Source organism: Streptomyces sp. NPDC033966 (assembly GCF_055575955.1).
In genome coordinates this window covers 346,708-360,767 of record NZ_JBVIRQ010000007.1, presented here as the reverse complement: position 1 = coordinate 360,767, position 14,060 = coordinate 346,708, and the positions used below count along the sequence as shown (strand labels likewise).

Below are 14,060 nucleotides of genomic sequence, written 5' to 3'. Positions count from 1 at the left end.
ATGTCACGCACAGCGGTACCTTTGGCCCTGGCCGAGCCGGCCGGGCGCCGCAACCGGCCGGCGCGACACCATCGAATCGACGTAAGGATCCAATGACCTCCTCTTCTTCCCCTTCCCAGGACCCGCGGGACGCGCAGAACGTGCGGGACTCGCAGAGCTTCACCGAGAGCCTTCGGGCCGATGCCCTGATGGAAGAGGACGTCGCCTGGAGCCACGAGATCGACGGAGAGCGGGACGGCGACCAGTTCGACCGCTCCGAGCGCGCGGCCCTGCGCCGCGTGGCCGGTCTCTCGACCGAACTCGAGGACGTCACCGAGGTCGAGTACCGCCAGCTCCGCCTGGAGCGCGTGGTCCTCGTCGGTGTGTGGACCTCCGGGACCGTGCAGGACGCCGAGAACTCCCTCGCGGAACTCGCCGCCCTCGCCGAGACCGCCGGCGCCCTCGTACTCGACGGTGTGATGCAGCGCCGCGACAAGCCCGACCCGGCCACCTTCATCGGTTCCGGCAAGGCCCGCGAGCTGCGCGACATCGTGCTCGAGAGCGGGGCCGACACCGTCGTCTGCGACGGCGAGCTCAGCCCCGGCCAGCTCATCGCGCTGGAGGACGTGGTCAAGGTCAAGGTCGTCGACCGGACCGCCCTCATCCTCGACATCTTCGCCCAGCACGCCAAGTCCCGAGAGGGCAAGGCGCAGGTCGCACTCGCGCAGATGCAGTACATGCTGCCGCGACTGCGCGGCTGGGGCCAGTCGCTCTCCCGGCAGATGGGTGGCGGCGGCGGTGGCGGCATGGCCACCCGAGGCCCCGGTGAGACCAAGATCGAGACCGACCGGCGCCGCATCCGCGAGAAGATGGCGAAGATGCGCCGGGAGATCGCCGAGATGAAGACCGGCCGCGACATCAAGCGGCAGGAACGACGCCGCAACAAGGTCCCCTCGGTCGCCATCGCCGGCTACACCAACGCAGGCAAGTCCTCCCTCCTCAACCGCCTCACGGGCGCGGGCGTCCTGGTGGAGAACGCCCTGTTCGCCACCCTCGACCCGACCGTGCGCCGGGCCGAGACCCCCTCCGGCCGCGTCTACACCCTGGCCGACACCGTGGGATTCGTCCGGCACCTGCCCCACCACCTCGTCGAGGCGTTCCGCTCCACGATGGAGGAGGTCGGCGACTCCGACCTCATCCTGCACATCGTGGACGGCTCGCACCCGGCACCGGAGGAGCAGCTGGCGGCGGTCCGCGAGGTCATCCGCGAGGTCGGCGCGGTCAACGTGCCCGAGATCGTGGTGATCAACAAGGCCGACGCCGCGGACCCGCTCGTCCTGCAGCGCCTGCTGCGCATCGAGCGGCACTCCATCGCCGTCTCGGCCCGCACCGGCCTGGGCATCGAGGAACTCCTCGCGCTCATCGACGCCGAGCTGCCCAGGCCCGCCGTCGAGGTGGAGGCCCTCGTGCCGTACACCCGCGGCGCGCTGATCGCCCGGGCACACGCCGACGGCGAGGTGATCTCCGAGGAGCACACCCCGGAGGGCACCCTGCTCAAGGCGCGGGTCCACGAGGAACTGGCGGCCGAACTGGCGCCGTACGTGCCCGCGAAGCACTGAAGCAAGGACGCCGTCACGGCGCACCTCATGACGGAGGGCCCCCCGCACCAGCGGGGGGCCCTCCGTCATGAGGGCGGGCCCGGAACGCCCGCCTGCCCGGCTACTTGAACTTGGCGCTCACCGCGTCGTAGATGCCCTTGGCCTCAGGACCCAGCTTCGGCCCGGCCAGCCAGCCGGCCTTCGCCGGACCGATCGAGGTGTTCGACACCAGCGCCGGCTTGCCGTCGGCACCCGCCGCGACCCAGCCGCCACCGGACGAACCGCCCGTCATCGTGCAGCCGATGCGGTACATCACCGGGTCGGCCTGCTTGAGCGCCAGCCGGCCCGGCTTGTCCGCGCACTGGAACGCCTTCTGCCCGTCGAACGGAGCCGCAGCCGGGTAGCCCGTCGCCGTGATGCTCGCGACCTTGCCCACCGCCGGAGCGTTGAACTCCACCGGCAGCGCCGTACCGACCGTCTCCTCCAGCGACTTGCCGCCGCCCTTCTCCGGCGTCACGTGCAGCACCGCGAAGTCGTACGGGGCACCCGCGCCGCCCGTCGGACCGCCCGTCGCGATCCACTGGTCCGAGGTCTGCGCCCAGTCGCTCCACCACACGCCGTACGGGGCGACCTGCTCGCGCGGCGCGCCCTTGAGCGCCGCCGCCGGCTTGCCCGCGTTGTTGTAGGACGGGACGAAGGCGATGTTGCGGTACCAGCCGCCGGCCTTGCCCGCGTGCACGCAATGGCCCGCCGTCCAGACCATGTTGGACTTGCCCGGGTGGGCCGGGTCCTTCACCACGGTGGCCGAGCAGACCATCGAGCCCTCGGGGCCGTCGAAGAAGACCTTCCCGGACGCCGGGACGCTCGTGTGGTACGGCGAAGCCGCCGGCTGGGCGGCCACCGGAGCCGGGGTCGGGTCGGTGACGCCCTGGTCCTTGCCGGCGTCCGGGTCGACGGCCGGGCGCTGCGGCTGCTCCGCGTCACGCATCCGGTCCGGGTCCCAGAGGCCGTCGATGATCGGGTTGACGTAGTCGCCCGCCTCGCGGAGCCAGTCCTCCTTCTTCCAGTTCTTCCACGCGCCCCCCTTCCACTTCTCCAGGTCGAAGCCGTGCTGCTTGAGCCTCTCCTTGAGCTCGTCCGGAATCTTGATCCCGTCCGCAGCGCCGGACGGCAGGGGCGCAGCCACGGTCGGCTTGGCGTCGGCGCCGGCCTCCCCGTCGCCGGGTCCGCAGGCCGAGGCGGTCAGCGTGAGCGCGGCCGCGCAGAGGATCGCGGTGACCGGTCGGTTCGGTCGCATGTCGTAAGTCCCCCAGGAGTTTCGAGGTGTTGAGACGGAGTCGATCGGGGTGGATCGCAGCACCCCACTATGCCGCCGAGGCATAGGACGGCGAGCGCCGGGTCGATGGTTCCTGCCGCGGCGGCCCGGCCGAACCGCAAGGATCTTCGGCCCACCCGTGATCCGAAGCCGTCACCGTCGTTGGTACGTACGGGGGATGGTGCAGCAGCGTTCGTGTTCGAGGCGCGATCCGGAAGAGCAACCTGCGGGAGGACCGAAAGTCGTGGCCGTGACCGAACCGACCGCAGCCGAGGCCTCGGCCGGGGTCGCAGCCGAGGCCGCACCACCGAACCCGGCACAGGGCGGGACACCGACCCCGGCACACGCCGGGAAACAGGTCCCGGCACAGGGCGGACGGAGACCCGCCTCCGTGGAGGGGATCCTGCGCAGACAGGCGCTCCGGGAGTCCGCCGCCCGGACCTACGCCCGCTCGCTGCCCATCGTCCCCGTGCGGGCCCGCGGGCTGACCATTGAGGGCGCCGACGGGCGGCGCTACCTCGACTGCCTCTCCGGCGCGGGCACCCTCGCCCTCGGGCACAACCACCCCGTCGTCCTCGAAGCCATCCGCGGGGTCCTCGACTCGGGGGCTCCGCTGCACGTCCTCGACCTGGCCACCCCGGTCAAGGACGCCTTCACCACGGAGCTGTTCGAGAACCTGCCCGCGGAACTGGCCGCCGACGCCCGCGTACAGTTCTGCGGCCCCGCCGGGACCGACGCCGTCGAGGCCGCCCTGAAACTGGTCCGGGCCGCCACCGGACGCACCGGGCTGCTCACCTTCACCGGCGCCTACCACGGCATGACCGCCGGAGCCCTGGAGGCCTCGGGCGGCGCCGGCGACGTACGGGTGACCCGGCTGCCCTACCCGCAGGACCACCGCTGCCCGTTCGGGGTCGGCGGCGCCGAGGGCGCGCGGCTCGGGGCACGTTGGACCGAGACCCTGCTCGACGACCCCAAGGGCGGGGTGCCGCGGCCCGCCGCCATGATCGTCGAGCCCGTGCAGGGCGAGGGCGGGGTCCACCCGGCCCCCGACGCCTGGCTGCGCCGGATGCGGGAGATCACCTCGGCCCGGGGCATCCCGCTGATCGCGGACGAGGTGCAGACCGGGGTGGGCCGCACCGGCGCCTTCTGGGGCGTCGACCACGCGGGGGTGGTACCCGACGTGATGGTCCTGTCCAAGGCCATCGGCGGCAGCCTCCCGCTGGCCGTGATCGTCTACCGGTCCGAACTGGACGTCTGGGCCCCCGGTGCCCATGCCGGAACGTTCCGCGGGAACCAGCTCGCCATGGCCGCGGGGACCGCGACCCTCGCCTACGTCCGGCGCAACGGACTCGCCGAGCGGGCGGCCGCCCTGGGCGGGCGGATGCTGACGGCCCTGCGCGGCCTCGCGGCGGAGCAGCCGTGCGTCGGCGACGTGCGGGGCCGCGGCCTGATGATCGGCGTCGAACTCGTCGACCCCGACACCGGTGCCGCCGCACCCGCCCTCGCCGCCGCCGTGCGCCAGGAGTGCCTGGACCGCGGCCTGATCGTCGAGCTCGGAGGCCGCCACTCCAGCGTCGTCCGCCTGCTGCCCCCGCTGACCCTGACCGACGAACAGGCCGCAGCCGTCCTGGACCGGCTGGCCGACTCCATCCCCGCCGCCGCCCGCCGGCCCCACTGACCGCACGCCGAAGGACCCCTCGATGCCCGACCCCTCCACCACCCCCCGCCCCGACGCCCCGGACACCCCTCCCCGCACCCACCCCGCCCTGCCCCCCCTCGCCGGCCCCCCGCCCACGCCGGCCCCACCCCACCCGCCCACCGCCCCCCTCAGCCCGGCCCCGCCCCCCGCACCCACCGCGCCCCTCACGCCGGCCCCGGCCCGCCCGGCGCCCGCCGCCCCGGACCCGGCCGCCGCCTCTGCGGCCCAGCCCGCAGCCGCGCCCGGCCACCACCCGGCCCCGGTGCACCCGCCCACTACCCCTCCGGCGCACCCGCCCACCGCCCCCCTCACGCCGGCCCCGGCCCGCCCGGCGCCCGCCGCCCCGGACCCGGCGGTCACCTCCGTCGGGCTGCCCCCCGCCCCAGCCCCCGTGCAGGCGGCATCCGCCGACGCGGGGGCGGCGGCCGCGCCCGGTCCGGGACACCCGGCAGCAGCCGGTGCCGGCAACGCCCCGGGCCCGGCCGCCGCCTCTCCGGCCCAGCCCGCAGCCGCGCCCGGCCACCGCCCGGCCCCGGTGCGCCCTGCGCCGGCACCCGCCCCGGCGCAGCCGGACCGCTCCGACCGGCCGTCGGCCGCCGGGCACCCCGCCGGCCCCCCGCAGCCCGAGGCGCCCGCCGCCGCGCAGCCACCGCCGGGGCCCCGCCCGGACTCCGAGCAGCCCGCGGCATCCCCGGCGGTGGACCGGGAGCAGGCGGTCCCCGGGCGGGCCTGGGCCGGAGCGGAGCCCGCGCCCGTGCCCGGAATCCCGGCGGCGCAGGCCACCCCGGTCCACGCCCCGGCGGGCACCGTGCCCCGGCAGAAGGACGGCACCCTCCGCCCCCGGGTGGGCGGCACCGGACCCGCCGGCCCCGACCCGGCAGCGCTGCCCGACCTGCTGGACCACCCCGACCCGGCCACCGCGGCCGAGTCCGCGACGGTGGAGAACCTGCTGCGGTGCTGGGTCCGCGAGAGCGGCATCGGCCGCCCCGACGGGCCCGTCGGAACCCTGCTCCGCATCCCCCTCCCCGCGTCGGGGGCCGCACTGCTCGTCCCCGTCCGCTACTGGTCCCCAGCGGGCTGGCACCGGTTCGCCCCCGCCCGCCTCGAAGGCGCCCCCGCCCACGCCCCCGCCGTGGACGCCGTCACCCTCGGGGCCCTGCTCGCCCGCGAGGGCGACGGCCGCTGTGGCACCGACCTCGTCTGCCGGGTCGCCGACTCGGTGCGCCGCACCACCGAGTTCATCGCCGACCGCCGCCGGCGCCCCACCGGCCCGGCCCCCGTCGCAGGCGACCGCTTCCTCACCGCCGAACAGTCACTCCTCCTCGGCCACCCCCTCCAACCGGACCCCAAGAGCCGCGAAGGACTCTCCGAAACCGAAGTACGCCAGTACTCGCCCGAACTCCACGGCTCCTTCCCCCTGCACTGGATCGCGGTCGCGCCCGAGGCCCTCGCCACCGACTCCGCCTGGACCGAACGGGGCCGCCCGGTCTCCGCCGCACAGCTCCTCGCCCGGCTCGCCCCCGACCTCCCCGTGCCCGTCGGCACCACCGCCCTTCCCCTGCACCCCTGGCAGGCCCGCGACCTCCTCCAGCGCCCCGCCGTCACCGCCCTGCAGGACGCGGGACTTATCACCGACCTGGGCCCCTACGGCACCCCCTGGTACCCCACCTCCTCCGTCCGCACCGTCCACCGTCCCGGCGCCCCCGCGATGCTCAAGCTCTCCCTCGGCCTGCGCATCACCAACTCCCGCCGCGAGAACCTCCGCAAGGAACTCCACCGCGGCGTCGAGGTCCACCGGCTGCTCCGCACCGGCCTCGCAGAGCAGTGGCAGACCGCCCACCCCGGCTTCGACATCGTGCGTGACCCCGCCTGGGTCGCCGTCGACGCCCTGGACGGCACCCCCGTCCGGGGATTCGACGCCGTACTGCGCCACAACCCCTTCCGCTCCGACGACGACGCCGTCTGCGTTGCCGCACTGACATCCCTCCGCCCGTGGCCCGGCCGGACCACGATGCGCTCCCGGCTCGCCGACACCCTCTCCCGGCTCGCGGTGACCACCGGGCGGCCCGTCTCCGCCGTCGCCGCCGAGTGGTTCCTGCGCTACCTCGACCACGTGGTCCTGCCGGTACTCGCCTTCGACGCCCTCGCCGGCATCGCCCTCGAAGCGCACCAGCAGAACACCCTGGTGCTCCTCGACCGGGAGGGCTGGCCCGTCGGCGGCCGCTTCCGCGACAACCAGGGCTACTACTTCCGCGACTCCCGGCGAGCCGAACTGGAACGACGCCTCCCCGGCATCGGCGGCGCCAGCGACACCTTCGTCCCGGACGCCGTCACCGACGAACGCTTCGCCTACTACCTCGGCATCAACAACGTGATCGGCCTCATCGGCGCCTTCGGATCGCAGCGGCTCGCCGACGAGCGGGTGCTCCTCGCCGCCTTCCGCCGCTTCCTCGGCAAGGCCGCGGGCCTCGGCCCCGTCCCCGCACGGCTCCTCGACTCACCCACCCTGCGCTGCAAGGCGAACCTGCTCACCCGCCTGGGCGGGCTCGACGAGCTCGTGGGCCCCGTCGACACCCAGTCCGTCTACGTCACCATCACCAACCCCCTCCACGACTGACGCGCTCCCAGCGACACCGAGAAGAGCCCCGATGCCTCCCACGGACACCACCACGAGCACCGCCGGCGGCCCCGCCTCCCACCAGGCCACCGCGCACCGCTTCACCGTCGGACTGCTGCCGCTGCTCGCCGAGGCGGACCTCCTCGACTCACCAGCGGGCTGGGGCGCGTCCCCGACACCGGCAGGGGCCTTCCGCCTCGAACCCGTACGGCCGGGCCGGGACCTGGAACTGCTCACCGGCTGGATGAACGACCCCGACGTGGCCGCCTACTGGGAGCTCGACGGATCCCCCGCCGTCACCGAGGCCCACCTGCGCGCCCAGCTCGACGGCGACGGCCACAGCATCCCCTGCCTCGGTCTCCTCGACGGCAGCCCCATGAGCTACTGGGAGATCTACCGGGCCGATCTCGACCCGGTCTCCCGCCACTACCCGGCGCGCTCCCACGACACGGGTATCCACCTGCTCATCGGAGACGGCACGAACCGGGGCCGGGGCCTGGGCACCACGCTGCTGCGCGCCGTCACCGAGCTCGTCTTCGACAACCGCCCCCGATGCACACGCGTCATCGCGGAACCGGACATTCGCAACACCCCCTCCGTATCAGCCTTCATGAACGCCGGATTCCGCTATTCCACGGAAATGGACCTCCCCGAGAAACGAGCCGCCCTGATGATCCGTGAGCGGGCGCTGCGCAATCTGCTCTGATCGCCGCCCGGTCATCCCGCTCATCCCGACCCGGTTCGCGTCTTCGATTCTCGGTATTCGGTTCTCGGCATTCGGTTCTCGGCATTCGGTTTTCACAGCTCTCATCTCCAGAACTCCGCGTAGCTCAGCAAGGTTCCCGATATCCGAGGAGTCACGTGCCGAATTTCCCCGAAGCCCCCGACTCCGCCGGGCACGCCTTCCCCCCGTCGCCCCAGCACCCGTGCACACCCCCCGAACTCAACCAGCCCACCTGGGACTTCGCGGCGCGCAGACTGCTGGCCAAGATGCTCGGCGAGTTCGCGTACGAGGACATCGTCCGCCCCGTCCCGGTGCCCTCGGCCGCCGGTGACGCCTGGACCCTGACCCTCGACGACGGCAGCGGCCTGGGCTTCCGCGCCCGCCGGCGCGCCTACGGCAGCTGGCAGGTCACGCCGGACACGATCACGCTGACCCCGCCGGCCCCCTCGACGGAGCCCCCGATCGCGTTCGGGGACCCGTACGGCTTCCTCGTCCGGGCCCGCACCCTGCTGCGCCTCGACGGGCCGACCCTCGGCCACCTGATCCACGAGCTCAGCTCCACCCTCGCCGCCGACGCCCGGCTCGACCACCACGCGCTCACCGCCGACGTCCTCGCCGACCTGGACTACGCGGCGCTCGAAGGACACCAGACCGGCCATCCCTGGCTCGTCCTCAACAAGGGCCGCGTCGGATGGTCCGCCGCGGACGCCGCCGCCTGGGCCCCCGAGGCGCGCACCCGGCAGCGGCTGCCGTGGCTCGCCGCCCACACATCCCTGGCCGAGTACCGGGGCACCGCAGGCCTGGAAGAACCGGCGCGGCTCTACGCGGCCGAGCTCGACCCCGCCACCCGTGCGGCGTTCGACCGGACCCTGCGGGACCGGGGCCTCGACCCGCTCCGCTACCTCTACCTCCCCGTCCACCCCTGGCAGTGGGACGAGATCGTCCTCCCCCTCTTCGCCCCCGCCCTCGCTTCCGGCGCCCTCGTGCCGCTCCCCGCCGACCCGGACGACAGGATCCCGCAGCAGTCGATCCGTACCTTCCTCAACCTCACCCGCCCCGACCGGCACAGCGTCAAACTCCCGCTGTCCGTCTTCAACACCACCGTCTGGCGCGGTCTGCCCAGCGACCTCAGCGTGGCCGCGCCCGCCGTCACCGCCTGGATCCACTCGCTCCGCGACGCCGACCCCTTCCTGCGCGACGAATGCCGGGTCGTGCTGCTCGGAGAGGTCGCCTCGGTCACCGTCCGCCACCCCGTCTACGACGGGCTCCCCGAGGTCCCCTACCAGTACAGGGAACTCCTCGGAGCGATCTGGCGGGAGCCGCTGACCGGCCGGCTGGCCCCCGGTGAGCGCGCCCGCACCCTCGCCTCCCTCCTCCACGTCGATCCGCGCGGCCGCTCCTTCACCGCCGAGCTCGTCGCCCGCTCCGGCCTCACCCCCGTGGCCTGGCTGCGCAGCCTCTTCGCCGCCCTGCTGCCCCCGCTGCTGCACTTCCTCTACCGCTACGGCACGGTGTTCTCCCCGCACGGCGAGAACACCGTCGTGATCTTCGACGAGCGGGACGTCCCCGTCCGCCTCGCGGTCAAGGACTTCGTGGACGACGTCAACGTCAGCAGTACGCCCCTGCCCGAGCACGCGTCCATGCCCGACGAGGTCCGGGCCGCGCTCCTCACGGAGCCGCCCGGCTTCCTCACCCAGTTCATCCACTCGGGACTGTTCATCGGCGTCTTCCGCTACCTGTCCGCCCTGTGCGAGGACCGGCTCGGCGTGCCCGAGGACGAGTTCTGGTCCCTCGTACGGGCGGAGATCCTCCGCCACCAGGCCCGCTTCCCCGAGGACAAGGACCGCCACCGCCTCTTCGACCTGCTGACGGAGCGGATCGACCGGCTCTGCCTCAACCGGAACCGGCTCCACGCGGACGGATACCGCGACCGCCCCGACCGCCCGGGCGCCGTCGTCCACGGCACCGTGCCCAACCCCCTCCACGGCCCCTGAAGAGTGATCGATGCGGCTGCTGTCGGTGGCGCCCCGTAGGGTTGTCAGTGCTATGACGAAGCCCTCCCTCCCCGACCTGCTGCACGCCGCCGTCTCCGCCGTCGGCGGCACGGAGCGGCCCGGCCAGGTGGCCATGGCCGAAGCCGTCGCCGAAGCGATCGACGACAACTCCCACCGGCTGATCCAGGCCGGCACCGGCACCGGCAAGTCCCTCGGCTACCTGGTGCCGGCCCTCGCGCACGGCGAGCGCGTGGTCGTGGCCACGGCCACGCTCGCGCTCCAGCGCCAGCTCGTCGAGCGCGACCTGCCGCGCACCGTCGAGGCGCTGCACCCGCAGCTGCGCCGGCGGCCGCAGTTCGCCATGCTCAAGGGCCGGTCCAACTACCTGTGCCTGCACCGCCTCCACGAGGGCGTTCCGCAGGACGAGGAGGAGGGCCTCTTCGACCAGTTCGAGGCGGCCACCCCGACCAGCAAGCTCGGCAAGGACCTGCTGCGCCTGCGCGACTGGGCGGACGAGACCGAGACGGGCGACCGCGACGACCTCACCCCCGGCGTCTCCGACAAGGCCTGGAGCCAGATCTCGGTCTCCTCCAGGGAGTGCCTGGGCGCCACGAAGTGCGCGTACGGGGCCGAGTGCTTCGCGGAGGCGGCCCGTGAGCGGGCCAAGCTCGCGGACGTGGTCGTCACCAACCACGCGCTGCTCGCCATCGACGCCATCGAGGGCGCCCCGGTGCTCCCGCAGCACGAGGTGCTGATCGTGGACGAGGCCCATGAGCTGGTCTCCCGCGTCACCGGTGTCGCCACCGGCGAGCTCACCCCCGGCCAGGTCAACCGGGCCGTGAAGCGTGCTGCCAAGCTGGTCGACGAGAAGACGGCGGACTCCCTGCAGACCGCTTCGGAGACCTTCGAGCGGGTGATGGAGCTGGCGCTCCCCGGCCGCCTGGAGGAGATCCCCGAGGACCTCGGCTACGCACTGATGTCGCTGCGCGACTCCGCGCGCAACGTGATCTCCGCGATCGGTGCCACGCGGGACAAGTCCGTCCACGACGAGGACGCCGTCCGCAAGCAGGCCCTCGCCGCCGTGGAGACCGTCCACGCGGTGGCGGAGCGGATCACGAACGGCTCTGAGTACGACGTCGTCTGGTACGAGCGCCACGACCGCTTCGGTGCCACCCTGCGGGTCGCCCCGCTCTCGGTGTCGGGGCTGCTGCGCGAGAAGCTCTTCGAGGACCGCTCGGTGGTCCTCACCTCGGCCACCCTCAAACTGGGCGGCGACTTCAACGGGGTCGCGGCCTCCCTGGGCCTCTCTCCGGAAGGGGTGGAGGGCGAGGACGTGCCGGTGTGGCGGGGCCTGGACGTCGGGTCGCCGTTCGACTACCCGAAGCAGGGCATCCTCTATGTCGCGAAGCACCTGGCGACGCCGGGCCGGGAGGGCACCCGCGGCGACATGATGGACGAGCTGGCGGAGCTGATCGAAGCCTCCGGCGGCCGGACCCTGGGCCTGTTCTCCTCCATGCGCGGCGCCAAGGCCGCCGCGGAGGAGCTCCGCGGGCGGCTCGACAACCCGATCCTGCTGCAGGGCGAGGAGACGCTCGGCGAGCTGATCAAGAACTTCGCGGCGGACCCGAAGACCTGCCTGTTCGGCACGCTGTCCCTGTGGCAGGGCGTCGACGTGCCCGGTCCCAGCTGCCAGCTCGTGATCATGGACAGGATCCCGTTCCCGCGCCCCGACGACCCGCTGATGAGCGCGCGGCAGAAGTCGGTCGAGGAGAACGGCGGCAACGGCTTCATGGCGGTCGCGGCCACCCACGCCGCCCTGCTGATGGCCCAGGGCGCGGGCCGGCTCGTACGGGCCTCCGGCGACCGGGGCGTGGTGGCGGTCCTGGACCCCCGCCTGGCCACGGCCCGGTACGGGAGCTTCCTGCGGGCCTCGCTGCCCGACTTCTGGTACACCACGGACCGCAACCAGGTCCGCCGCTCGCTGGCCGCCATCGACGCGAGCGCGAAGGCCGACGGCAAGTAGCGAGCGAACAGGATCAGGCCAGGGCCAGGCAGGGCCAGGTACAGGTAGGGGCCGTCCAGGGATGCGGCGGCACGCGGGGAGGCGGCGCCTGCGGGCATGCGACAGCTCCGGGACCGGCGCAGTGGGTCCCGGAGCTGGCTGAGGGGCGACGGGCCGGGATCAGACCCGTCGCAGCACGGCGACGACCTTGCCGAGGATGGTCGCCTCGTCGCCGGGGATCGGCTGGTAGGCGGCGTTGTGCGGGAGCAGCCATACGTGGCCGTCCTCCCGCTTGAAGCGCTTGACGGTGGCCTCGCCGTCCAGCATCGCGGCGACGATGTCGCCGTTCTCCGCGACGGGCTGACGGCGGACGGTGACCCAGTCACCGTCACAGATCGCGGCCTCGATCATCGAGTCGCCGACGACCTTGAGGACGAACAGTTCGCCGTCGCCGACGAGCTGGCGGGGGAGCGGGAACACGTCCTCGACGGACTCCTCGGCCAGGATCGGCCCGCCGGCCGCGATCCGGCCGACCAGGGGAACGTAGGAGGCGGCGGGCTTGCCGGTGGTGTCCGTGGGCTGCGAGCTGGGCTGGTCCGAGCCGCGGACCTCGTAGGCGCGGGGCCGGTGCGGGTCGCGCCGCAGGAAGCCCTTGCGCTCCAGGGCCATGAGCTGGTGCGCCACGGAAGAGGTGCTGGAGAGGCCGACCGCCTGGCCGATCTCGCGCATCGACGGCGGGTAGCCGCGGCGCTGCACGGAGTCCCGGATGACCTCGATCACCCTCCGCTGCCGGTCCGTGAGTCCGGAGCTGTCGGCGCGGATGCCTGGAGGTCGCCCTGGCAGGGAGCGCGCGGGGCGTACCGCCTCCGCCTCCTGGTTCTGACTTGCGTCATTCATGGCATGCACCGGCTCGAGTCGGCTCTGGGAGCGGTTCTGGGCAGTGATGGTGGCACTGTCTGCGGTGGTGGTCACGTCGGCCCCTCTCGAAATGTTCTCCCTAGCTGGACAACGGTAGTAGCTTTCGAAAGGTTGCGCCAAACACACGTTCGAGTGAAAAAACGGGGATCCCCCACCTGGGTTAGATCGGCGGGTGTATGGGTGGCCGGTTTGGGTGCCCGGCGCCGTACTGCCGCGGTGGCCGGCGGCGCCCAACCGGAATGCGTTTCGGTGCCGGTCCGGCCGAACGCGGGTTCGGCTCCGCGCCCGCTGCTTACGGTACCCTTCCCGGTTGGATCGGCCATGCCCGGCGGGGCCCGGCGATGGGCCCAGTGTGGCACCGGGAGCCCCCGTATCCGGCCATCGGACACCGCGACACGCGGAGCGGCGTAAATCCGGCGCAACCCAAGATCTAGTGGTTGGATGGGCGCGGCCACCCAGAAGTTGTGGTCCTCGGTCCGCCGAGGCTCCGGGGATCGCATATGCTTGTGGCTGCTTCACGAGCCCCCGGCGGAGACTCGCTCTCCGTCGTTTAGGGGCTCCGTGGGGTGATTCAGTCGTGCCAAGAGGAGGGTGAGGGAACCATGCACTGCCCCTTCTGCAGGCACCCCGACAGCCGCGTCGTCGACAGCCGCACCACCGACGACGGAACGTCGATCCGCCGGCGCCGTCAGTGCCCCGACTGCTCCCGTCGCTTCACGACGGTGGAGACGGCCTCGCTGATGGTGATCAAGCGAAGCGGGGTCACCGAGCCCTTCAGCCGTACCAAGGTCATCTCCGGCGTGCGCAAGGCGTGCCAGGGGCGGCCAGTCACCGAGGACGCCCTCGCCAAGCTCGGCCAGCGGGTCGAGGAGGCGGTGCGCGCCACCGGGAGTGCCGAGCTGACCACCCACGACGTGGGTCTGGCCATACTCGGCCCGTTGCAGGAACTCGACCTCGTCGCCTACCTGCGGTTCGCATCCGTCTACAAAGCGTTCGACACCCTTGAAGACTTCGAGACCGCCATCGCGGAACTCCGCGAGCCGCGGCCTCACCCCCACGAGTGCGAGCCCGGAGGGACCCCCGCGGTCGTCCCCGTGCCCGCCTCCGCCGCCGACTGACCGCTCGGGGCCGCAGTGCAGCGCGGCCCGGCCGGCCAGTGGGGCGAGATTCGTAGATACAAGACACACAGCACTGTGCCGCGGAATAACGCTGGC

Annotated in this window: 9 protein-coding genes; 7 read left to right on the top strand and 2 right to left on the bottom strand. The window is 73.1% G+C overall.

Annotation, left to right across the window (positions count from 1 at the left end):
• The first annotated feature begins 92 nt into the window (after nucleotides 1-92).
• On the top strand, nucleotides 93-1,598 hold the full coding sequence (hflX, locus tag ACZ518_RS22310) for a GTPase HflX (RefSeq protein ID WP_469114739.1): 1,506 nt from the start codon (nucleotides 93-95) through the stop codon (nucleotides 1,596-1,598).
• Nucleotides 1,599-1,698: 100 nt separating this feature from the next.
• Here the strand turns inward: hflX and ACZ518_RS22305 are convergent, their stop codons facing one another.
• Nucleotides 1,699-2,874: a trypsin-like serine peptidase gene (locus ACZ518_RS22305; protein ID WP_469114738.1), complete on the bottom strand. Its 1,176-nt coding sequence runs from the start codon at nucleotides 2,872-2,874 to the stop codon at nucleotides 1,699-1,701.
• A 262-nt stretch (nucleotides 2,875-3,136) separates the two neighbouring features.
• On the opposite strand from ACZ518_RS22305, the gene ACZ518_RS22300 reads away from it, so the two are divergent.
• The 5 genes from ACZ518_RS22300 to ACZ518_RS22280 all read left to right on the top strand — a co-directional run bounded on the left by ACZ518_RS22300 (nucleotide 3,137) and on the right by ACZ518_RS22280 (nucleotide 11,949).
• Nucleotides 3,137-4,570, top strand: a complete 1,434-nt coding sequence (locus ACZ518_RS22300) for a diaminobutyrate--2-oxoglutarate transaminase family protein (protein WP_469114737.1) — start codon at nucleotides 3,137-3,139, stop codon at nucleotides 4,568-4,570.
• Nucleotides 4,571-5,288: 718 nt separating this feature from the next.
• Entirely contained in the window at nucleotides 5,289-7,208 is a 1,920-nt protein-coding gene (locus ACZ518_RS22295; protein WP_469114794.1) for an IucA/IucC family protein, read from the top strand.
• A gap of 31 nt (nucleotides 7,209-7,239) precedes the next feature.
• Nucleotides 7,240-7,914 (top strand): GNAT family N-acetyltransferase, encoded by a 675-nt coding sequence (locus ACZ518_RS22290; RefSeq protein WP_469114736.1) that lies wholly within the window; start codon nucleotides 7,240-7,242, stop codon nucleotides 7,912-7,914.
• A gap of 155 nt (nucleotides 7,915-8,069) precedes the next feature.
• Nucleotides 8,070-9,926 carry an IucA/IucC family protein gene (locus ACZ518_RS22285; protein ID WP_469114735.1) on the top strand — a complete coding sequence of 619 codons (1,857 nt, stop codon included), beginning with the start codon at nucleotides 8,070-8,072 and terminating at the stop codon, nucleotides 9,924-9,926.
• Between the two features lie 52 nt (nucleotides 9,927-9,978).
• A complete protein-coding gene (locus ACZ518_RS22280; protein WP_469114734.1) occupies nucleotides 9,979-11,949 on the top strand; it encodes an ATP-dependent DNA helicase in 1,971 nt (656 codons plus the stop codon).
• A 159-nt stretch (nucleotides 11,950-12,108) separates the two neighbouring features.
• On the opposite strand, the gene lexA is transcribed toward ACZ518_RS22280, so the two are convergent.
• Nucleotides 12,109-12,900 carry a transcriptional repressor LexA gene (lexA, locus tag ACZ518_RS22275; protein ID WP_125602045.1) on the bottom strand — a complete coding sequence of 264 codons (792 nt, stop codon included), beginning with the start codon at nucleotides 12,898-12,900 and terminating at the stop codon, nucleotides 12,109-12,111.
• 548 nt (nucleotides 12,901-13,448) lie between these two features.
• On the opposite strand from lexA, the gene nrdR reads away from it, so the two are divergent.
• Nucleotides 13,449-13,964: a transcriptional regulator NrdR gene (nrdR, locus tag ACZ518_RS22270; protein ID WP_125816927.1), complete on the top strand. Its 516-nt coding sequence runs from the start codon at nucleotides 13,449-13,451 to the stop codon at nucleotides 13,962-13,964.
• Nucleotides 13,965-14,060 lie beyond the last annotated feature (96 nt).

What these genes read in the sequence shown, in the direction of transcription:
- ACZ518_RS22280 (WP_469114734.1), top strand. Translation starts at nt 9,979, where the DNA reads ATGACGAAGCCCTCCCTCCCCGACCTGCTGCACGCCGCCGTCTCCGCC.
- nrdR (WP_125816927.1), top strand. Translation starts at nt 13,449, where the DNA reads ATGCACTGCCCCTTCTGCAGGCACCCCGACAGCCGCGTCGTCGACAGC.
- ACZ518_RS22290 (WP_469114736.1), top strand. Translation starts at nt 7,240, where the DNA reads ATGCCTCCCACGGACACCACCACGAGCACCGCCGGCGGCCCCGCCTCC.
- ACZ518_RS22305 (WP_469114738.1), bottom strand. Translation starts at nt 2,874, where the DNA reads ATGCGACCGAACCGACCGGTCACCGCGATCCTCTGCGCGGCCGCGCTC.
- hflX (WP_469114739.1), top strand. Translation starts at nt 93, where the DNA reads ATGACCTCCTCTTCTTCCCCTTCCCAGGACCCGCGGGACGCGCAGAAC.